The following is a 21,979-nucleotide window of genomic DNA, read 5'->3' on the forward strand; positions in this document are numbered from 1 at the left end:
CGCACGCAAGTCCGCGCGCGCGCGACACGCGGCTCGCGCGCGTCGCGCCGCGGCCGTTTCCCGATAAGATGGCAGATCCCGTCCATCGCACGACGTTGCCATGACCGCCTCCTCCCCGTTCCGCAATCCCATCCACTGCGAAATCGATCTCGACGCGCCCGGCAAGCAGGCCGGCTATCTGCGTCTTCCGCATTCCGTGCATCGCTCGGCATACGGCTGGCTGCCGATTCCGATCGCGTCGATCCGCAACGGCGACGGCCCTGTCGCGCTCGTGATGGCCGGCAATCACGGCGACGAATATGAAGGGCAGATCATCGTGTCGCAGCTGATGCGCGAGATCGAGCCCGACATGATTAGCGGCCAGCTGATCCTGCTGCCGATGGCGAACTTTCCGGCCGCCGATGCGGGGCTGCGCGTGTCGCCGCTCGACAACGGCAACCTGAACCGCAGCTTTCCCGGCGATCCGGCCGGCACGCCGACGCAGATGATCGCGCATTACATCGAGCACGCGCTGCTGTCGCGCGCGCAATACCTCGTCGACCTGCATTCGGGCGGCAGCTCGCTGCTGTATAGCGGCGGCAACATGCTCGCGATCGATCCGCTCGACGCGGACGAGGCCGCGAAGCTCCACGGGCTGCTCGTCGCGTTCGGGCTTCCGAACGCGCTGCTGCATGGGCCGAACCCCGTGCATTCGGCGTCGGCCGCGCGCCGGCAAGGCGCAATCTCGATCGTCACCGAACTCGGCGGCGCCGGCATGGCGGATCCGTCGCTGATCCGGCTCGGCCGTCACGGGCTGCTGCACTATCTCGGCTATATCGGCCTGCTGCACGGCAAGCTCGTGCCGGATGCGCCACCGACCGTCACGCGCTTTTTGCGGGTCGACGGCGACCGGCATTTCGTCTACGCCTACGAACGCGGGCTCTACGAACCGCTCGTCGAACTCGGCGACCGCGTGACGGCCGGGCAGCCGGCCGCCTGGGTCCACTTCCCCGATACGCCGCTGCGCGAGCCCGTGCTGCATCGGTTCAAAGGCGACGGCGAAGTCGTCTGCAAGCGCGTGCCCGCGCAAGTGCAGCGCGGCGACTGCCTGTTTCAGCTCGCGGAACCCACCGACCCGCCGAGCATCGGCCGATAGGGCCGGTTCCGGACCTCTCCTTTTCCCGTGCTGTCTGCCCTGTATGGCGGACGGCACGCGTGCGCCATTAACCAACTTGACAAATTAACCTACTTGGTTACACTCGCGCATGGATACCTATGGAAAAGCGAACGCCGCACTGCAAGCTGCCGCGTCAAGGCGCTGATCGAAGCCGGCAAGGTCCGCCTGACCGCAAGCGCCGTCATCGGCGCCCGCCTGATGGGCTTCACCGAAGCGGAAGCGATCGACGTGGTGAGGGCGCTGACACCGTTCGAATTCCACAAGAGCATGACGACCTACGCCGACCACACGATCTGGCAGGACGTCTACCGGCCTTGCACGATGCGCGGCGACGTGTACCTGAAACTGACCGTCGTCGACGATGTGCTGATCGTGTCTTTCAAGGAGCGATAAAATGAAATGTCCTGCATGCGGTGCTGCCACGCTGGTCCGCGACACGCGCGACATCCCGTACACCTACAAGGGCGAATCGACCGTGATCCCGCACATCACCGGCGAGTTTTGCCCCGCGTGCGGCGAGTCGGTGCTCGACGTCGACGAGGCGACCCGTTTCGGCGAAGCGGTGTCGGCGTTCAACCGGCAGGTGAACGCGACACTCGTCGATCCGAAGTTCATTGCGACGGTACGCAAGAAGCTGAAGCTCGATCAGCGCGAGGCGGCCGAGATTTTCGGCGGCGGCGTCAACGCGTTTTCCCGCTACGAGACCGGCAAGACCAATCCACCGCTGGCGCTCGTGAAGCTGCTGAAGATTCTCGACCGTCATCCCGATCTGCTCGACGAAGTGCGTGCGGCATAAACGGCCTGCGCGCGTGCATCGATGATCCGCCGCGCACGCGCACTTTCGCGCCTCATCCCCCCGCTTTCGCTGCAAGCCTTCTGACGCTTCCCGCGAAATCCTTATCGAAATTGCTTCGTTCGTCTTCGCGCGCCGCCCCGCTAACGTATCCGAAACGGCGGCGGCCCGCCCAATGCATCGCACCGCGCACAGCGGCTGCCGCCCTCACGACAACCGCGTCGCGATAACGAACGAAATGGCCGGACCGCGTGCCTGCCGCGTCCGCATCGCGCGCCTTTCGCGATGCCCATGGCCACGACCGACCGCATCATCGACACGACCCCGCTCGACGCGCGTGCCCAGCCGCTGATCGACGCGCTGATCGACGAATACGCCACGCGCTACGACGCGTACCGACCCGACAGCCGCGCGTCCGCGCGCGAAGAACTCGCACGCTATCCGGCCGAGCTGTTCGCGCCGCCCGAAGGCGCGTTCGTGCTGCTGCTGCGCAACGGCGAGACGATCGGCGGCGGCGCATTCAAGCGCTACGACGCACAGACGGCCGAACTCAAACGCATCTGGACGCGCGCCGACCAGCGCCGCCAAGGGCTCGCGCGCCGCATCGTCGACGCGCTCGAGCAGCGCGCGCGCCGGCAAGGCTATCGCCGCGTGTATCTGACGACCGGCTTTCGTCAGCCCGAAGCGTGGGCGCTGTACGACCGCGCGGGTTATGCGCGTCTGTTCGATGCATCGATCGATCCCGAAGTGCTTTTCCATCTGCGCTTCGGCAAGGATCTCGTCGATCCCGCGCGCACGTCGACGCTCGCCGATCTGTGGGCGCCCGCGCCCGAAGCGGCCCTGCCGCGCTGACGGTCGGCCGCGGTCCACGCGCGCATCGCATTCCCCGCTTTCCACGACAACGACAGGACGTCTTCATGCCATACCGCGTTCGCCGCGCTTCGCGCGCCATCGTCACCCTCGCCGCCGCGCTCGTGGGCCTGACGGCCTTCGCCGCCGCGGCCGCCACGTTCGACCTGAGCCCCGAGCAGCGCGGCCGTCCGCGCGGCGTCGCCGATCCGGCGGTCGAGCGCGCGGTGCCCGCGTCGTTCCGGTTCGCCGAACCCGACACGCTGACGATCGGCATCGCGCCGAGCCTGCCGCCGATCAGTACGTATGCGACGGACGCGCGCACGGTCGTCGGCTTCGATGCGGACGTCGGCCAGCTCGTCGCCGACACGCTCGGACGCCGGCTGAAGATCGTCGCGCTCGCGTGGGCCGACTGGCCGCTCGCGCTCGAATCGGGCAAGGTCGACGCCGTGATCGCGAACGTGACCGTCACCGAGGAACGCAAGCAGAAGTTCGATTTCTCGACGTACCGCAAGGATCAGCTCGGCTTCTACGTGCGCAACGACAGCGCGATCCGGGCGATCCGCGAACCGAAGGACGTCGCCGGGCTGCGCATCGTGACCGACGCCGGCACCAATCAGGAAAAGATCCTGCTCGCGTGGGATCGCGACAACGTCGCGCACGGGCTCAAGCCCGTGCAGGTGCAGTACTACGACGATCACGCGATGCGGATCGTCGCCGTGCAGTCCGGTCGCGCGGACGCGGTCTTCAGCGTGAATTCGGTGCTCGCGTATCAGAGCGCGCAGCAGGGCAAGACGCGGCTCGTCGGTGCGATCAGCGGCGGCTGGCCGCGCACGGCCGACATCGCGATCGCGACGCGCAAGGGCAGCGGGCTCGCGCAGCCGCTGACGGCCGCACTGAATACGCTGATCGCGAACGGCCGCTACGCGCAGATCCTCGATCGCTGGAACCTCGCGTCCGAAGCGATCGACACGTCGCGCACGAATCCGCCCGGCCTGCCGAAGAGCTGAGCGCCGCCTCCTTTCACGCACGTCGTTCACCATGTCCTATTCGCTTTCGCTGCTCGACAAAAGCCCGATCGCCGACGGCGGCAGCGCCGCCGACGCGCTGCGCTTCACGACGACGCTCGCGCGGCGCGCCGAGCAGCTCGGCTACGCGCGGTTCTGGGTCGCCGAGCATCACGGCGCGCCGGGCTTCGCGAGCTCGGCACCGGAGATCGTCGTCGCCCACCTGCTCGCGCAGACGTCGCGCATCCGCGTCGGTTCGGGCGGCGTGATGCTGCAGCACTACAGTCCGTTCAAGGTCGCCGAGACGTTCCGGCTGCTCGCGGCCCTCGCACCCGGCCGCGTCGATCTCGGCATCGGCAAGGCGCCGGGCGGACTGCCGCTGACCACGCGCGCGCTGCAGTGGTATCACGACAAGGCCGCGAAACCCGACTTCGCGGGCCAGCTCGCCGCGCTCGACGCGTTTCTCGGCTGGGGCGTCGACGAGGATCACGCACTCGCGGGCGCGATCGCGCTGCCCGAACCGCCGCAGCCGCCGCAGCGCATCCTGCTCGGCGGATCGCCGGACAGCGGCGCGCTCGCCGCACGCCACGGCTGGCACTTCTGCTATGCCGGCCATTTCAACGGCGACGAGGCGAACCTCGAACGCTCGCTCGAGGCCTACCGAAGCGCAGGCGGCACGAAGCCGCTCGTCGCGCTGTACGCGGTCGCGGCCGAGACGCGCGATGCGGCCGAGCGGCTGACCGGGTCGCTGAAGATCTTCCGGCTGCGGCTCGCGAGCGGTCAGAGCTTCAACCTCGCGAGCGCGCAGGCGGCCGCCGAATTCGCGCGGCAAAGCGGCGCGTCCGACTACCGCATCGACGAACTGCGCCCCGCCGTGCTCGCCGATACGCCCGAGCGCGTGCATCGCGCGCTCGACGCGCTGAGCCGGCGGCTCGGCGTCGACGAGTTCGTGATCGATGCGCCGACCGCCGACCATGCGGCGCGACTCGCGTCGGTCGAATGGCTCGGCGGCGTGCAGACGACCACGCCCGCGCACATCGCACGCGCCGCGACGCACGGCGCCCCTTCCCTCGACCGCGACACGCCACACCCATGACGACTCCACGCCCGATTCCCTTCGGCCTGATGCTGCAAGGCGCAGGCAGCCACATGAACGCATGGCGGCATCCGAGCAACCCGCCGGATGCGAGCATCAACGTCGATTTCGCGATCGGCATCGCGCGCAAGGCCGAGGCGGCCGGGATCGCGTTCGCGTTCGTCGCGGACGGCCTCTACATCAACGACAAGTCGATCCCGCACTTCCTGAATCGCTTCGAGCCGCTGACGCTGCTGTCCGCGCTCGCGGCCGCGACGACGAAGATCGGGCTTGCCGGCACGATCTCGACGTCGTACAGCGAGCCGTTCACGGTCGCGCGCCAGCTCGCGTCGCTCGACGCGATCAGCGGCGGCCGCGCCGGCTGGAACGTCGTGACGACGCCGCTCGAAGGCACCGCGAAGAACTTCGGCAAGACGCATCCCGATCACGCGCTGCGCTACGAGATCGCCGACGAATTCCTGAGCGTCGTGCAGGGCCTGTGGGACAGCTGGGACGACGACGCATTCGTGCGCGATCGTGAGACCGGGCGCTTCTTCGATCGCACGAAGCTGCATACGCTCGATCATCGCGGCCGCTTCTTCCAGGTCGCCGGACCGCTGAACATTCAGCGCTCGCGCCAGGGGCAGCCGGTGATCTTTCAGGCCGGCTCGTCCGACGACGGCATCGCGCTCGCCGGCAAGTACGCGGACGCGGTATTCACGCATTCGCCGTCGCTCGACGAAACCGCGGCCTTTTCGCGGCGCGTGAAGCAGAGCGCGATCGACCACGGCCGTCGGCCCGACGACGTGAAGATCTTCCCCGGTATCGGGCCGATCGTCGGGCGCACCGCCGCCGAAGCCGAAGACAAATACCGCGCGATCCGCGATCTGTTGACGATCGACGACGCGCTCGCCTATCTCGGCCGCTATTTCGACCACCACGACTTCACGCAATACGCGCTCGACGCGCCGTTCCCCGAGCTCGGCGACATCGGCCGCAACAGCTTCCGTTCGACGACCGACCGGATCAAGGCCGACGCGAAACGGCACGGGCTGACGCTGCGCGAAACCGCGCTCGCCGTCGCGACGCCGCGCCCGAACTTCATCGGCACCGCCGAGCACGTCGCCGACGAACTGATCCGCTGGTTCGACGCGGGCGCGGCCGACGGTTTCATTCTCGGCTTTCCGGTGCAGGCGCAAGGCGTCGACGATTTCGTCGAACTCGTGATTCCGGCGCTCGAAGCGCGCGGCCGCTATCGGCGCGAGCTGCCCGGCAGCACGCTGCGCGATCACCTCGGCCTGCCGCGCAAGGCGAGCCGCTACGCGCCGCCCGATGCGACGCGCGCGCCGGCCGATGAAGCGCATGCCTAGTACGCCGCGTGCGTCGCGCGCCGTCATGCGTGCCGAGCAGCCGACGTACCGATTCGACGACCCATTCGAGGACCCTGCATCGACATGAGCGATACGACCCATCTCGGCGGCGCCGTGCCGCCGCTGCCTTCCAGCGCGCCGCGCGACACCGGCGCCGGCGCGCGCGTGCGCATCGTGCCCGCGCGCCACCGCTCGAGCCTCGCGGGCACCGTGCTCGCGGTCGCGTTGATCGCGCTCGCGCTGCACTCGATCCTGACGAACCCGCGATGGGGCTGGCCGGTGTTCGCCGAATGGTTCCTGTCGCCGCCCGTGCTGTCCGGCCTGGCACGCACGCTCGTGCTGACGCTGCTCGGCGCCGTGTTCGGGTTCGCGCTCGGCGCATTGGTCGCCTTTGCGCGGCTGTCGCGCTCGCGGCTGCTATCGGCCAGCGCATGGGCGTTCGTCTGGCTGTTCCGCTCGATCCCGCTGATCGTGCTGCTGCTGATCCTGAACAACCTCGGCTACCTGTACGAGCACGTGCGGCTCGGCGTGCCGTTCACCGGCATCGTATGGTTCGACGCGCCGACGACGGACCTGATCAGTCCGTTCGCGGCGGCCGTGCTCGGTCTCACGCTGAATCACGCGGCGTTTTCGGCGGAAGTGATCCGCGGCGGCATTCTTTCGGTCGATCAGGGGCAGCTCGAAGCGGCCGCCGCACTCGGCCTGCCGCACGGCCGGCAGACCGCGCGCATCGTGCTGCCGCAGGCGATGCGTGCGATCCTGCCGACCGCGTTCAACGATCTGATCGTGCTCGCGAAAGGCACGTCGATGGTGTACGTGCTCGCGATGCCCGAGCTGTTCTACACGGTTCAGGTCATCTATCGCCGCAATCTCGAAGTGATTCCGCTGCTGATGGTCGCGACGGTCTGGTATCTGATCATCCTGACCGTGCTGTCGGCGATCCAGGTGCAGGTCGAGCGCCACTACGCGCGCGGCGCGCTGCGCAACCCGCCGCCGTCGGCGCTGACGTTCGTGCTCGCACGCGCGGGCGCGCTGTGGCGGCGCGTCGTCGCGCGCCGCAGCGTGCCGGCCGCCGGCGCCCGCGACGACGCGGTCGTGCCGCAAGTCGGCGGCGAAGTGACCGTGCATCGCGTATCGAAACGCTTCGGCACGCAGCGCGTGCTCGACGACGTGTCGTTCGTCGCGCCGCGCGGCAGCGTGACCGTGATCGTCGGCCCGTCCGGCTCGGGCAAGTCGACGCTGCTGCGCACGATCAATCATCTCGAACGCGTCGACGACGGCATCATCGACATCGACGGCGAACTGATCGGCTATCGCCGCGACGGCGACGTGCTGCACGAACTGAAGGAGCGCGACGTGCTGAAGCGTCGCAGCGGGGTCGGGATGGTGTTCCAGACCTTCAACCTGTTCCCGCATCTGACGGTGCTCGAGAATCTGATCGAAGCGCCGCTCGCGCTCGGCACCGCGACGCGCGAGGCGGCGGAACGGACCGCGCGCGCGTTGCTCGCGCGTGTCGGCCTCGCCGACAAGGCCGACGCGTATCCGCGCCAGTTGTCGGGCGGCCAGCAGCAACGCGTCGCGATCGCGCGGGCGCTCGCGCTGCGACCGAAGGTGCTGCTGTTCGACGAGCCGACGTCCGCGCTCGATCCGGAACTCGTCAACGAAGTGCTCGACGTGATCAAGGAACTTGCGCGCTCCGGCACGACGCTCGTGATCGTCACGCACGAAATCGGCTTCGCGCGCGAAGTCGCCGACAACGTGCTGTTCATGGAACGCGGACGCATCGTCGAAGCGGGACCGCCGGCGGTCGTGCTCGACGCGCCCGCGCATCCGCGCACGCGCGCGTTCCTGTCGCACGTGCTGTAACGCCTGCGGCGCGCGATCCATTCGCTATCGAACCCGACGACATGACGATCGACCGACGACAGTTCATCGCCGCCGCACTGGCCGCGGCATCCGGCTGCGCGCCGTGGCGCGCGGCGCACGCGGTGGCCGCGACCGCGGACCTCGATCCACGCCAGCCCGGCCGCGTGCGCGCGCCGCGCGACGACGCCGCGATCCGCGCGGCAAGTACCTACCGATGGGTGCGCGACGGCGCATTCACGGTCGCGATTTCGCCGCATGCGCCGCCCGTGTCGACCTACGCGACCGATGCGCGTACGGTCGTCGGCGCCGATCCCGACTATGCGCAGCTCGTCGCCGACGCGCTCGGCCGCACGCTGGTGCTGGCGCCCATCGCGTGGGCCGACTGGCCGCTCGGCCTCACGTCGGGGAAATACGATGCGGTGATCTCGAACGTCGGCGTGACCGAAAAGCGCAAGGAGAAGTACGACTTCACGACGTACCGGCTCGGGCTGCACGGCTTCTATGTGCGCACCGACAGCCCGATCCGCGCGATCGCCGAACCGAAGGACGTCGCCGGGCTGCGCATCATCACCGGCGCGGGCACGAGCCAGGAGCACATCCTGCTCGAATGGAGCCGGCGCAACGTCGCGCACGGCCTGAAGGCGACCGAGCTGCTGTACTTCGACGACGATGCGGCCGCGCGCGTCGCGCTGCTGTCGGGCCGTGCGGACGCCGAGCTGAATCCGAACGCATCGCTCGCCTACGAAGCCGCGCGCACGGGCAAGATCCGGCGCGTCGGCGTCGTCAATGCGGGCTGGCCGGCGAATGCGGACGTCGCGATCGCGACGCGTCGCGGCAGCGGGCTTGCGCCCGCGCTGACGCTTGCGACCAACACGCTGATCGCGAGCGGCCGCTACGGACAGGCGCTTGCGCGATGGGGGCTGCAAAGCGAAGCGATCGCGCGTGCCGAAACCAATCCGCCGGGACTGCCGTCGTACTGAACCGCACATCGATGCGTGCGCATGCATCGATGCGCGCGTCCTTCGCGCTGCGCCACGCGCGTTTCATCGCAACCGGAAGCGATTCCGATTCGCGTTCTTCATTCGATTTCATCGCGTGTTCGACGGCCGCCGCGGTAAGTTTTGCGCGCGCATGCGCGCCGCATCCGGCAACGCTTGCCGGCGCACGCGCTGTTACAAAAATCGCCTCTCGCCCCGCGCGCGGATCGCCTACATTGCAACCACTTCGACGCAATCGTCGGATGTCTGCACGGGCTTCGACGGCGGTCGGTATCGCACGCCGGGCCGATGGCAAAGAAAACGAAAAGGTGTCTCGACCGACGCGCTGGCGGTATCCAGCGTACGCGGCTTGCGATGGCTGAAACGGTTTCCCCGAACGATACGAGGCGATCCGCTGCGCGGCATCCGTTGCCTGCGCACGCGCGTCGCGTCGTCGATCGGTCGGGCCGCGCCGTCGCAGCCGCACGTCAATGAGGAGCAGTCCATGCGACGCATCACCGTGCCTCACTTGCTCGTCACCCGTCTGTCAGCCGCGCTTGCCTGCGCGGCCGCCGCCGCGGCGCACGCGGACCCGGTCGTCGTATCGGGACCGAGTCCGTTCGCGGCGTGCACGATCGGCGGCCCCGGTACCAACTACGTGAACGCCGAAGTCGAACCCTGGCTCTCGGTTAATCCGGCCAATCCGTTGAACATGATCGGCGTATGGCAGCAGGACCGCTGGTCGAACGGCGGCGCGCACGGGCTCGTCGCGGGCTACACGTTCGACGGCGGCGCGACGTGGGCGCGCACGCCGCAGCCGTTCAGCGCGTGTGCGCCCGGCGGGCTCAAGTACGAGCGCGCCTCCGATCCGTGGGTGTCGTTCGGGCCGGACGGCACCGCGTACTCGGTGTCGATCTCGTTCAACCAGTCGAACAACGGCAACGCGGTGGCCGCGTCGGTATCGACGGACGGCGGGCAGACCTGGAGCAGCCCGGCCGTGCTGATCGCGAACGACGAACCGACCACGCAGTTCTTCAACGACAAGGAATCGGTCACCGCGAATCCGGTGAAGGCCGGCACCGCCTATGCGGTGTGGGACCGGCTCGAACTGCCGAACGGCAATCCGTACGCGAACCTGCATACGGCCGCGTATCGCGGGCCGACGCTCTTCTCGAAGACGGTCGACGGCGGCCGCACGTGGAGCCCCGCGAAGGTGATCGTCAGCGTCGCGTCGCGGCAGCAGACGATCGGCAACCAGATCGTCGTCGGTCCGAAGACGGGCACGCTGTACGACTTCTTCGACCTGATCCAGCCGCCGTTCAGCAAGGCGGCCGGCAAGGTCGCGTTCGTGAAGTCGACCGACGACGGCGCGACGTGGAGCAAGCCGCAGGTGATCGCGCGACTGCAGACGGTCGGCGTCACCGATCCGAACACCGGCGCGCCGGTGCGGACCGGCGACATCATTCCCGAGCCGGCGATCGACTCGGCGTCGGGGCAGCTGTACGTCGTGTGGCAGGACAGCCGCTTCAACGGCGGCCAGTACGACGAGATCGCGCTGTCGACGTCGAAAGACGGCGGCGCGACCTGGAGCGCGCCGCTGCAGGTCAACACGCCGACCGGGCGCCCGGCGTTCAACCCGTCGGTGCGCGTCGACAATGCGGGCACCGTGATGGTCACGTACTACGATTTCCGCGACCTGCAGGCCGGCAACACGACGACGCTGCCGACCGGCTTCTGGCGCAAGGTGTCGCATGACGGCGGTGCGACGTTCGTCGACGAACGCCGTGTCGGCGGGCCGTTCGACATGATGCTCGCGCCGTACGCGGAAGGGTTCTTCATCGGCGACTATCAGGGGCTCGACGTGCTGCCGTCGTCGTCGTTCCATCCGCTGTTCGTGCAGACGAATTCGGGCAATTTGACGAACCGCACCGACGTGTTCTTCGCGCCGTAAGCCGGCGTACGCGCCGCGCCGCCGCCGCGATGCAGGCCGTCGCGCGGCGGCCGTGCTGCATTCGACCATGCGCGGCCGCTCGGTTCCCGACGCGGCCGCCGCCCGCGTTCTCCGCCTTCCCCGCCTTCCCCGCCTTCCCCATCTCCTCCGCTATCTGCTCGCCGTGCATCGCGCGGCGGCGTCGGCCGTTGTCCGTTCGGTCGGCTTGGAGCCCGAAATGATATAACGTATCATTCACGATCTCGATCGTCCGATGCCGCCTGACCGGCGTGGCGGCCGAATCGAGCGATGTTCCAGCGGGTCGCTGCGCGCCGCAAACGCAACAATATATCGTATCGACATGAAACCGATTCGCGGCGCGCCGGGCTTGCCCCCGATCCGATTCCGACAGACTTCAACCGACTCATCGACCATGCGCGACCTCCCACGTCTTCCACGTCTTCCGCTCCGCCCACTCTCGCCCGTTTCGCTGATGGCGCTCGCCGCCCTTGCCCATGCGCAAACCGACACGTCCGCAATCGCTACGTCGCCGTCCTCGAACGGCGCGCCGCTCGCGCCGATTTTCGTCACCGCGAATCCGCTCGGCGACGCCGAGCTGATCGCGCCCACCGCGCAGCTGTCGGGCGATGCGCTGCTGCGCCGCCAGGCCGATTCGCTTGGCGAAACGCTGAACGGCCTGCCCGGCGTATCGACCACCACGTACGGGCCGATGGTCGGCCGCCCGATCGTGCGCGGCATGGACGGCGACCGGATCCGGCTGCTGCAGAACGGCGTGGCTGCCTACGATGCGTCGTCGCTGTCGTACGACCACGCCGTGCCGGAAGACCCGCTGTCGATCGAGCGCGTCGAGATCGTGCGCGGCCCGGCGGCGCTGCTGTACGGCGGCAACGCGATCGGCGGCGTCGTGAACACGATCGACAACCGGATCCCGCGCGAGGCGATCGATGGCCCGACCGGTGCGCTCGACGTCCGCTACGGCGGCGCGAACGCCACGCGCGCGGGCGCCGCGCAGGTCGAAGGCGGCAACGGCCGCTTCGCGTTCCACGTCGATGCATTCGATCGCGAAACCGGCAAGCTGCGGATTCCCGGCTATGCGCGCAGCGATACGCAACGCGCGCTCGACGGCCCCGACACGCCGCAGCCGGTCGGCAGCGTGCCGAACAGCGACGGCCGCGTGCACGGCGGCGCGGTCGGCGCGTCGTACACGTGGGCCGACGGGTTCGCGGGCCTGTCGTACAGCGGCTACGAATCGAACTACGGATCGGTCGCCGAAGACGACGTGCGGCTGCGCATGCGGCAGGAGCGTCTCGCCTTCGCGTCGGAGGCGCGCAATCTGCCCGGGCCGTTTTCGACGCTGAAATTCGACTTCGCGTACACCGATTACCGCCACAAGGAAGTCGACAACGGCGAAACCGCGACGACGTTCCGCAATCGCGGCTACGAGGCGCGCCTCGAGGCGCGGCACCGCAAGATCGGGCCGCTCGAAGGCGCGATCGGCGTACAGTTCGGCGGCAACACGTTTTCCGCGCTCGGCGACGAAACGCTCGTTCCGTCGACGCGCACCAACAGCGTCGCGCTGTTCGGCCTCGAGGAATGGCAGGTCGATCCGGCGCTGAAGCTGAGCCTCGGCGGACGCATCGAGCATGTCAACGTCGATCCCGATCCGGCCGGCGTCGAGAAATTCGCGGGCGCGCAATCGCGCACGTTCAACGCAGGCAGCGTGGCGGCCGGCGCGCTGTTTTCGCTGACACCCACCTGGTCGATCGCCGCCAACGTCGCTTACACCGAACGCGCGCCGACGTTCTACGAGCTCTATTCGAACGGTCCGCACGATGCGACCGGGCAGTTCCTGATCGGCAATCCGAACGCGTCGAAGGAAAAAGCCGTGTCGACCGACCTGTCGCTGCGCTATGCGAGCGGACCGAATCGCGGCAGTGTCGGCGTGTTCTACAACCGCTTTTCGAACTATCTGGCCGAATACGCGACCGGCCGCATCGTCGACGGCGACGGCGATCCGGTGCCGCGCGGCACCGACGACGCGCTCGCCGAGGCCGTCTATCGCGGCGTGCGCGCGGAGTTCTACGGCGTCGAGCTGGACGGCAAGTATCGCGTCTATGCACACAGCGGCCACACGGTCGACCTCGAGCTGACGGCCGACTATACGCATGCGCGCAACGTCGACACCGGCGAGCCGCTGCCGCGCATCGCACCGCTGCGCGCGACGCTCGCGGCCGACTACGGCTACGGCCCCTTCGGCGCACGCGCGCAGCTCACGCACGCGTGGTCGCAGCATCGCGTGCCCGCCGACGATGAACCGACCGCCGGCTATACCTCGCTCGGCGTGATGCTGACATACAAGTTCCGCGTCGGCGCAACGCACTGGCTCGCGTATCTGCGCGGCGACAACCTGACGAACCAGGACATCCGCTACGCGACCTCGGTGGTGCGCGGTTTCGCACCGCAAGGCGGACGCAGCGTGATGGCCGGATTGCGCACGACGTTCTGATTGCACTCGCCGCTCCGATTCGCATCATATCGACACTGCAATACCGGTCATTCGTCGATCGAGCGAATCGGAACGGCCGATCGTTCAATGACGAATACCGGTTTTGCCAAATGCAACGAAGCCGGTTTCATTATCCGGATATGAAACGAATGAATCGCCGGTGATTGCCTCTCGGCGCACGAATTGGCGTTGCAGCACGGCGTTGCCGAATCGCGGTTGAATTAATAGAAATAAAAATCAGGGTTTCGACGGGTAAAGAAATGACTGCGAATACCCGTTAAATGCGGCATCGGCCTGCTACGGCCGAATTCCGTTTCCCCATCCGCGCAAGAGGGCCATTGTGAAAATCACCAGAATAACCATCCAGGCAAAGCTGCTCGGCGGCTTCGGCATGCTCGCCGCCATCGTCGTCATCGTGTCCGCGATGGCGCTCAATGCACTGTCCAACGCCAACGACGAATTCTTCCGCTACATGAACGGCATCAGCGCACGCGCGCAATTGTCCGAGCAGATTCGCGAGGCCGTCGACCGGCGCGCGATCGCCGCGCGCAATCTCGTGCTCGTGACGAAGCCGTCCGACGTCGAACTCGAACTCGCCGACGTGCAGCGCGCGCACAAGGACGTGCAGGATCGCATCGCGAAACTGCAGGCGCTGATCGCGAATGCGCACGATACGACCGATCGCGCGCGCGAACTGGTGGCCGCCATCGCGCGCATCGAGCGCAGCTACGGGCCCGTCGCGCTGAACATCGTGTCGCTCGCGCAGGCCGGCAGGAAGGACGAGGCGGCCGCCGACATCGACGATCGCTGCCGGCCGCTGCTCGCGCAGCTCGTGCGGGCGACCGATGCGTACGCAACCTATACGCGCGAACGCGAACATGCGATCGCGGAATCGTTCGGCGATCGCTACGTGCGCGAACGCAACCTGCTCGCCGGCATCTGCATCGGCTCGCTGCTGCTCGCGATCGGCGGCGGCCTGTGGATCACGCGCCGGATCACCGCGCCGATCGCGGTCGCGGTCGACGTCGCGCGCACCGTTGCGCAGGGCGATCTCGGCAGTCGCATCGCCGTAACGGGCAACGACGAGACGCGCGACCTGCTCGATGCGCTCCGCACGATGAACGCACGACTGATCGACATCGTCGGCCGCGTGCGCGACTCGTCCAATAGCATCGCGCACGCCGTCGGCGAGATCGCGGCCGGCAACCTCGATCTGAGCCAGCGCACCGAGGAGCAGGCGGCGTCGCTGCAGGAGACGGCCGCGACGATGGAGGAATTCACGTCGACGGTACGGCTCAACGCGGAGAACGCGCAGCAGGCGAGCGCGCTCGCCGCGAATGCGTCCGACGTCGCGCAGCGCGGCAGCGCGGTGGTCGGCCGCGTGGTCGACACGATGACGGAGATCGGCGACAGCTCGTCGAAGATCGCGGACATCACCGGCATCATCGAAGGCATCGCGTTCCAGACCAATATCCTTGCGCTGAACGCGGCCGTCGAAGCCGCGCGTGCCGGCGAACAGGGGCGCGGCTTCGCGGTCGTCGCGAGCGAAGTGCGCAGCCTGGCGCAGCGGTCGTCCACCGCGGCGAAGGAGATCAAGGCGCTGATCGGCGCGTCGGTACAGACGATCCGCGACGGCTCGGCGCTCGCCGACGAAGCCGGCAGGACCATGGCCGACGTCACGCAGGCGGTCGCGCGCGTGACCGACATCATGGGCGAGATCGCGGCGGCGTCGGCCGAACAGAGCCGCGGCATCGAACAGGTGAACCTGACGATCACGCAGATGGATCAGACGACGCAGCAGAACGCGGCCCTCGTCGAACAGGCGGCCGCTGCGTCGAAGTCGCTCGACGCACAGGGACGCGAACTGTCGCAGACGGTCGCCGCGTTCCGGATGCCGGCCGGTGCGCCTGCGCAAGCGAGCGACGGCAGCACGCCGCCGCACGCCGCGTCTCGCTGGCAGACGGCCGCTGCATAACGCTGCACGCCGGCGAGCAAATTCCGGTCCCGCGCCTGCATCGTACGCCGCACGCCGCATGGGCGCGGCGTACGCGTATGGATGCAGACTTTTAAAACGGACGATTGGCGAGTATCCTAAAAAAGCACTCCTCGTTCGGGCTGCGAGCCGCGTGCCCCTGGCTCCGGTCCGATCGTACTGCGGTCCCGTCGCGCGCGTCGCGACCTTGGCGGCATCCGCTGCGCGCCCGGCCGCACGACCTTTCCCTCAACAACCGTCAGGAGAGCTGGTGAGCCGTCTCGTCGTCGTATCGAATCGCATTGCAGATCCCCGTAAAGCCGCGGCCGGCGGTCTCGCCGTCGCCGTGAAAGACAGCCTGCAGGAAACGGGCGGCGTCTGGTTCGGCTGGAGCGGCAAGCTACGCAGCGCCGACGCGCAGCCCGCACACGGCGACGACGTGCAGATCCAGAACGTCGGCGGCATTCAGCTCGCGACGATCGATCTCGACCCGCAGGATTACGACGCGTACTACCTCGGCTACTCGAACAACGTGCTGTGGCCGGTGTTCCATTACCGGCTCGATCTCGCGCAGTTCGACCGCCGTTTCGCCGACGGCTACCGGCGCGTGAACCAGCTGTTCGCGCGTCGGCTGCGCACGCTGCTGCGGCCCGACGACGTCGTGTGGGTTCACGACTATCAGCTGATTCCGCTCGCGGCCGAATTGCGCGCGATGGGCTGCACGAATCCGATCGGCTTCTTCCTGCACATCCCGGTGCCGCCGCCGCCGATCATGGCTGCGATCCCGGAGCACGAATGGCTGATGCGCTCGCTGTTCGCGTACGACCTCGTCGGCTTCCAGACCGAGGCCGACCTGCTCCACTTCGAGCATTACGTCGAAGCGGAAGCCGGCGCCGCGCGCCTCGCGGACGGCCGGCTGCGCGCCTTCGGCCGCACGCTGTCGGCCGGCGCGTTTCCGATCGGCATCAACGTCGACGAATTCGCGGCGCTCGCCGACGATCGCGACGGCATCGACATGTTCGAGCGGATGCGCGACGAGTATTCGCGCCGACAACTGCTCGTCGGCGTCGACCGGCTCGACTACACGAAGGGACTGCCGCAGCGCGTGCATGCGTTTCGGCAATTGCTCGAACAATATCCGGAGAACCGCAATCGCGCGACGCTGATCCAGATCGCGGCACCGAGCCGCGAGGATCTCGGCGCATACGACGATCTGCGCCGCGAAATGGACAGTCTGTGCGGCGCGATCAACGGCGACTACGGCGAGCTCGAATGGATGCCGATGCGCTACATCCATCGCACGGTCGCGCGCAAGCGGCTGCCGGGACTCTATCGCGCGAGCCGCGTCGCGCTCGTGACGCCGCTGCGCGACGGGATGAATCTCGTCGCGAAGGAATTCCTCGCCGCGCAGGACGAAGCCGATCCCGGCGTACTCGTGCTGTCGCGCTTCGCCGGTGCGGCCGAGCAGCTGAAGGAAGCGCTGCTCGTGAATCCGTACGACACGCAAGGCACCGCGCAGGCGATCCAGCGCGCGCTCGCGATGCCGCTCGACGAGCGCCGTCAGCGTCATGCCGCGCTGATGGCGACGTTGCGGCGCACCGACGTGCAGTGGTGGCGCAAGCGCTTTCTCGAAGCGCTCGCGGAAGCGGCCGAAGTCGCGGATGCGACGTAGCGCGTCGCGCGTCGACGGGCCCGCTTCGTCTGCGTCCAATCGCTCGCCGCATCGCGGCGTCACGGCTTTAAGTCCCCGTCTGTTCGCTGACCAGCAACGCGCCGTTCGCGTCGCGCACGTCGATCGAGATCGGAATGCCGGCCCGCACGCTTTCGGTCACCACGCAATACACATCGAAGCGCTCGAGCGCCTGCGCCGAGGTCGCGAGTTCGGCCCACGTGCGGCCGACCGAGAGGCGCACCGCCATCGCGCCGACGCGCACGGCGCCCGCGTCGTCCTGAACCATGTCGACGTCGACGTGTGCGCCGACCGGCTGCGGATCGACGCGCTGCCGCTCGAGCGCGAACAGCAGGCTCGCCGCGAGACAGCTCGCGACGGACGCCGCCAGCAGCCGGACCGGGTTCGGTCCGCGGCCTTCGCCGAGCGGCGGCGGCTCGTCGGTCACGACCGGCGCCAGCGTCGTGCCGGCAAACGTCACTTCGAAGCTGAAACGCGCGCGCTGCGCGACATCGATCGATACGTGCACCTCGCTCATGGCGACTCCGTCTAAGGCAAGGAAGGACAGGAAGACCGGTGCGTCGCGGCGCCGCGGGCATCGCTTGCGCGACGGGCGAACCGTATGCGGCGACGCGCGCGCAGCCGGCGGCGACCGGCGACGGGCGGCCGCCTCGAAGGCGAACACCTTCTTCAGCGATCGGGCTCGCGCGGCGGCCCGTACGCGACGAACTCGCGCTCGACTGCCGACGCGCGTTCCGGCGCGCGCGCCGGGCCGAGCGTCGCGGCACCCGCATCGCCGGCGCCGGCCGGCGGGTCGGCGCGACCGTCGATCAGCGCCTGCAGCGCGTCGTGCTCGACCACCTCGCACTGCAGCAGCCGGCGCGCGATGCGCTCGAGCGCGTCGCGCCGTTCGCCGAGCGTCGCCGCGACGCGCGCATGCGCATCGGCGAGGAGCGTGCGCACCTCGTCGTCGATCAGACGCGCGGTATGTTCGCTGCAACGGCCGTCGCCCGGATGCCAGGCATTCGCGCTTCCGGTGCGGCCGTCGCCGTCGTCGAACGTCGCAAGCCCGAGCCGCTCGCTCATCCCGTACTGCATCACCATGTGGCGCGCCATCGCCGTCGCGCGTTCGAGATCGTTCTGCGCGCCGGTCGACACGTCGCCGAACGCGAGCTCTTCCGCGACGCGTCCGCCGAGCAGCACGTCGAGACGATCCATCAGTTCGCTCTTGCGCAGCACGTAGCGGTCCTCGGTCGGCACCTGCTGCGTGTAGCCGAGCGCCGCGACGCCGCGCGGAATGATCGACACCTTCTTCACCGGATCGCAGTGCGCGCGGCACTGCGCGACGAGCGCGTGGCCGGCCTCGTGATAGGCGATCGTCGTCTTCTCCTGTTCGTTCATCACGCGGCTCTTGCGCTCCATGCCCGTCATCGCGCGGTCGATCGCCTCGTCGAAGTCGTCCATGCCGATCGCCGCGCGCCCGAGCTCGGCCGCGTGCAGCGCGGCTTCGTTCACGACGTTCGCGAGATCGGCGCCGACGAAGCCCGGCGTGCGCGACGCAAGCTCGCCGAGATCGACGTCGGCGGCCAGCTTCACGCGCTTCACGTGCACGCCGAGAATCTGCCGGCGACCGTTCAGATCGGGGCGATCGATCGCGATGTGCCGGTCGAAGCGGCCCGGACGCAGCAGCGCGGGGTCGAGGATCTCGGGCCGGTTGGTCGCGGCCATGATGATCACGCCGGAATTGGCCTGGAAGCCGTCCATCTCGACGAGCAGCTGATTGAGCGTCTGCTCGCGCTCGTCGTTGCCGGACATCGGGCCGACGCCGCGCACCTTGCCCAGCGCATCGAGCTCGTCGACGAACACGATGCACGGCGCCTTCTGCTGCGCCTGCTCGAACAAATCGCGCACGCGCGCGGCGCCGACGCCGACGAACATCTCGACGAACGCCGAGCCGCTGATCGAGAAGAACGGCACCGCGGCCTCGCCGGCGACCGCACGCGCGAGCAGCGTCTTGCCCGTGCCCGGTGCGCCGACGACCAGCACGCCCTTCGGAATCTTGCCGCCGAGCCGCTGATAGCGCTCGGGATTGCGCAGGAACGCGACGATCTGCTGCAGCTCGGCCTTCGCTTCGTCGATGCCGGCAATGTCGTCAAACGTGATGCCGGTTTCCTGCTGCACGTAGACGCGCGCGCGGCTCTTGCCCATCCCCGTGAAATCCTGCAGCCCGCCGCGTCGTCGCAGCATCAGCGTCCAGACGAACGCGAACGCGGCCAGCGGCAGCAGCCACGACGCGAGCGAGACGAGCCAGCTCGTATCCGGCGCGCCGCGGTAGCGGATGCCGGCTGCCGTCAGCGTATCGATCAGCCGCTCGTCGGGCACGCGCTCGGTCGTGAAGCGCCACGGCGCGCCGGCCGTCTTCGCGGCATCGGCATCGGACGCCGGCAGCATCGCGGCCGCCTTCGGCATGCGCAGCGTGCCCGAGATCGACGCGGAGCCGATCTCGAGATCGTCGACGAGCCGCGCATCGACGAGCCGGTGGAAATCGCTGTATGCGATCGACGTCGCCGCCGGCCGCAGCGTCAGCAATTGCGCGGCGAACAGCACGAAGAAACCCGCCGCGATCAGCAGCCCCGGGTAGTCGAATTTCCTGTCCATGGCATCGGCATGCGCGGCGAAGCCGCACGTCGTGCGCTTCGTCGTCGTTTCGTTTCGTCGCATCAATGACGCCGCGGCGTCGCCGCGGGCCTGCGCCGCCGCGCGGCATTCGCGCCGGCCGCCCGTCGCGACGCGCGGCCCGTCGATTCCAGTCTAGTTCGCGCACGCGCGTCGCGCATGCGCGGCCGCAGCACGCCGCGCGCGCCTTTCGCTGCCGGGCGCGGTCGCGCTATAGTCGCGTTCATGACAATTTCATGACAACGGCCGCCCGGTGCGGCGGCCGCAACCGCGCGGCGTCGGCCGAACGCCGGCGCATCGAGCGACATCCCAACCCGCGAGGAGCACACGACGTGAACGACACCCCCGATCGCCCCGACGACCTTCCCGACGATCCCGACCGCCGCCGTGTGCTCGGCGGCCTCGCCGCACTCGGCGCGGGCCTCGCGCTGAACGGCTGCGAAACCGCGCCCGGCGGCGCGCCGCGTTCCGCGGCCGACCTGCGCGTCGACGCAGCGCTGCGCCACCATGTGCGCCACATCGTCGTGATCTACGCGGAGAATCGCAGCTTCGCGAATCTGTACGGCGATTTCCCGGGCGTGCGCTATCCGTTGAGCGCGGTGGCGCCCGAGCAGGCGCAGCAGCTCGACCGCGACGGCAAGACGCCGCTGCCGGTGCTGCCGAAGATCTGGGGCGGCCTCGTGCCGCAGGCGCAGGAAGTGAACGGCAAGCGCTACATGATCGGCGAGCGCGACATCGACAAGCTGCCGAACGGGCCGTTCCAGCTGACGGACAAGGACCGCAAGCCGCTGCCGAACGGCGTGATCACGCGCGACCTGTGGCACCGCTTCTATCAGAACCAGATGCAGATCGCGGCGGGCCGCAACAACCAGTTCGCCGCATGGGCCGACTCGGGCGGCCTCGTGATGGGCCATTACCGCAATTCGGCCGACACGTTGCGCCTATGGAATCTCGCGCGTCAATACACGCTGTGCGACAACTTCTTCATGGCCGCATTCGGCGGCTCCTGGCTGAACCATATGTACCTGATCGGCGCACAGCCGCCGCGCTACCCGGATGCGCACAAGCACCCGCACGCGGCAAAGCTGCTGTCGGTGCTCGACGGCGACGATCCGGCCGGCACGCGGCTGAAGCTGGCCGCCGATTCGCCGGCGTCGGCGCTCGACGGCCCGCCGAAGTTCGTCGGCGACGGCCCGCTGACGCCCGACGGTTACGGCGTGAACACGATGGCGCCGCCGTACCAGCCGAGCTACGTGCCGCCGCCCGCGAACGGCAACTCCGCGTTCGCCGATCCGGACGACCATCGCGTGCTGCCGCCGCAGGTCTACGCGACGATCGGCGACCGGCTCTCGGAGAAGCAGATCGACTGGGCGTGGTATAGCGGCGCGTGGCAGTACGCGCTCGAGCATCGCGACACGGGCACCGTGCCCGATTTCCAGTACCACCACCAGCCTTTCAACTACTTCGCGAACTACGCGCCCGGCACCGAAGCGCGCCGCCGGCATTTGCGCGATGCAGGGCTCGGCGACGATCCGTCGACGAACCGTTTCATCGCCGACATCGACGCGGGCCGCCTGCCCGCCGTCGCGTTCTACAAGCCGCAAGGCAACCTGAACATGCATGCGGGCTACGCGGACGTCGAGTCGGGCGACCGCCACATCGCGACCGTGATCGAGCATATCCGGCGCGGGCCGCAGTGGGAGAACACGGTGATCGTGATGACACACGACGAGAACGGCGGCTGGTGGGATCACGTCGCGCCGCCGGTCGGCGACCGCTGGGGCCCCGGCTCGCGGATTCCCGCGCTCGTGATCGCGCCGTTCGCGAAAAAGGGCTACGTCGACCACACGCTGTACGACACGAACTCGATCCTGCGCTTCATCAGCCGCGTGCACGGCCTCGCGCCGCTCGACGGAATCGTCGCGCGCAACCAGGCATTCGCGGCACGCGGCGCGACGCCGCCCGGCGATCTGACCAACGCGCTCGATCTCGGTTGAGCATCTGTCGTCGTGCCGCGCGTGCGATCGACGAAGCGGCTCGCGGGACATCGTGCGCCGCGTCCCGCGGCAGTCGCATCCGCCGTCGCATCGCGTCGCCTTTCGTGTCGCTGAA

Annotated in this window: 15 protein-coding genes and 1 pseudogene; 14 read left to right on the forward strand and 2 right to left on the reverse strand. The window is 68.6% G+C overall.

All coding sequences use genetic code 11. The annotated features are described in order from the left end of the window. Positions 1-100 precede the first annotated feature (100 nt). From NP80_RS08450 to otsA, 13 genes and pseudogenes are all read left to right on the forward strand, one after another. Entirely contained in the window at positions 101-1,135 is a 1,035-nt protein-coding gene (locus tag NP80_RS08450; RefSeq protein ID WP_006397017.1) for a succinylglutamate desuccinylase/aspartoacylase family protein, read from the forward strand. 119 nt (positions 1,136-1,254) lie between these two features. Beyond that, positions 1,255-1,549, forward strand: a pseudogene (locus tag NP80_RS08455) (type II toxin-antitoxin system MqsR family toxin). Between the two features lies 1 nt (position 1,550). Continuing rightward, positions 1,551-1,952: a type II toxin-antitoxin system MqsA family antitoxin gene (locus NP80_RS08460; RefSeq protein WP_006403504.1), complete on the forward strand. Its 402-nt coding sequence runs from the start codon at positions 1,551-1,553 to the stop codon at positions 1,950-1,952. Positions 1,953-2,240: 288 nt separating this feature from the next. Then, positions 2,241-2,801 (forward strand): GNAT family N-acetyltransferase, encoded by a 561-nt coding sequence (locus tag NP80_RS08465; protein WP_006409062.1) that lies wholly within the window; start codon positions 2,241-2,243, stop codon positions 2,799-2,801. 65 nt (positions 2,802-2,866) lie between these two features. Further along, entirely contained in the window at positions 2,867-3,808 is a 942-nt protein-coding gene (locus tag NP80_RS08470; protein ID WP_006409064.1) for an ABC transporter substrate-binding protein, read from the forward strand. A gap of 31 nt (positions 3,809-3,839) precedes the next feature. After that, positions 3,840-4,901: an LLM class flavin-dependent oxidoreductase gene (locus tag NP80_RS08475; protein WP_006403500.1), complete on the forward strand. Its 1,062-nt coding sequence runs from the start codon at positions 3,840-3,842 to the stop codon at positions 4,899-4,901. Further along, entirely contained in the window at positions 4,898-6,250 is a 1,353-nt protein-coding gene (locus tag NP80_RS08480; protein WP_006409061.1) for an LLM class flavin-dependent oxidoreductase, read from the forward strand. The genes NP80_RS08475 and NP80_RS08480 overlap by 4 nt, the downstream gene beginning before the upstream one ends. A gap of 84 nt (positions 6,251-6,334) precedes the next feature. Further along, positions 6,335-8,116 carry an amino acid ABC transporter permease/ATP-binding protein gene (locus NP80_RS31890; RefSeq protein ID WP_080939077.1) on the forward strand — a complete coding sequence of 594 codons (1,782 nt, stop codon included), beginning with the start codon at positions 6,335-6,337 and terminating at the stop codon, positions 8,114-8,116. A gap of 41 nt (positions 8,117-8,157) precedes the next feature. Beyond that, complete coding sequence (locus NP80_RS08495) at positions 8,158-9,096, forward strand: ABC transporter substrate-binding protein (protein ID WP_045593353.1); 939 nt, start codon at positions 8,158-8,160, stop codon at positions 9,094-9,096. A 502-nt stretch (positions 9,097-9,598) separates the two neighbouring features. After that, positions 9,599-11,044 (forward strand): sialidase family protein, encoded by a 1,446-nt coding sequence (locus tag NP80_RS08500; RefSeq protein ID WP_035948391.1) that lies wholly within the window; start codon positions 9,599-9,601, stop codon positions 11,042-11,044. A gap of 412 nt (positions 11,045-11,456) precedes the next feature. After that, the gene (locus NP80_RS08505; RefSeq protein ID WP_172488723.1) at positions 11,457-13,550 is read left to right on the forward strand and encodes a TonB-dependent receptor; all 2,094 of its coding nucleotides are present in this window, start codon (positions 11,457-11,459) and stop codon (positions 13,548-13,550) included. Positions 13,551-13,890: 340 nt separating this feature from the next. Next, entirely contained in the window at positions 13,891-15,525 is a 1,635-nt protein-coding gene (locus tag NP80_RS08510) for a methyl-accepting chemotaxis protein (protein ID WP_006403490.1), read from the forward strand. A 268-nt stretch (positions 15,526-15,793) separates the two neighbouring features. Continuing rightward, positions 15,794-17,194, forward strand: coding sequence for an alpha,alpha-trehalose-phosphate synthase (UDP-forming) (otsA, locus tag NP80_RS08515; RefSeq protein WP_006403489.1), 1,401 nt, complete (start codon positions 15,794-15,796; stop codon positions 17,192-17,194). Positions 17,195-17,261: 67 nt separating this feature from the next. Here otsA and NP80_RS08520 read toward each other — a convergent pair whose 3' ends face one another. After that, positions 17,262-17,729 carry an OsmC family protein gene (locus tag NP80_RS08520; protein WP_006412015.1) on the reverse strand — a complete coding sequence of 156 codons (468 nt, stop codon included), beginning with the start codon at positions 17,727-17,729 and terminating at the stop codon, positions 17,262-17,264. Between the two features lie 152 nt (positions 17,730-17,881). Further along, positions 17,882-19,849, reverse strand: a complete 1,968-nt coding sequence (ftsH, locus tag NP80_RS08525; RefSeq protein ID WP_045593355.1) for an ATP-dependent zinc metalloprotease FtsH — start codon at positions 19,847-19,849, stop codon at positions 17,882-17,884. 350 nt (positions 19,850-20,199) lie between these two features. Here ftsH and NP80_RS08530 point away from each other — a divergent pair, with 350 nt between their 5' ends. Next, entirely contained in the window at positions 20,200-21,864 is a 1,665-nt protein-coding gene (locus NP80_RS08530) for an acid phosphatase (protein WP_035946874.1), read from the forward strand. Positions 21,865-21,979: the final 115 nt, after the last annotated feature.

It is taken from the genome of Burkholderia multivorans ATCC BAA-247, from assembly GCF_000959525.1.
In the GTDB taxonomy this organism is placed as follows: domain Bacteria; phylum Pseudomonadota; class Gammaproteobacteria; order Burkholderiales; family Burkholderiaceae; genus Burkholderia; species Burkholderia multivorans.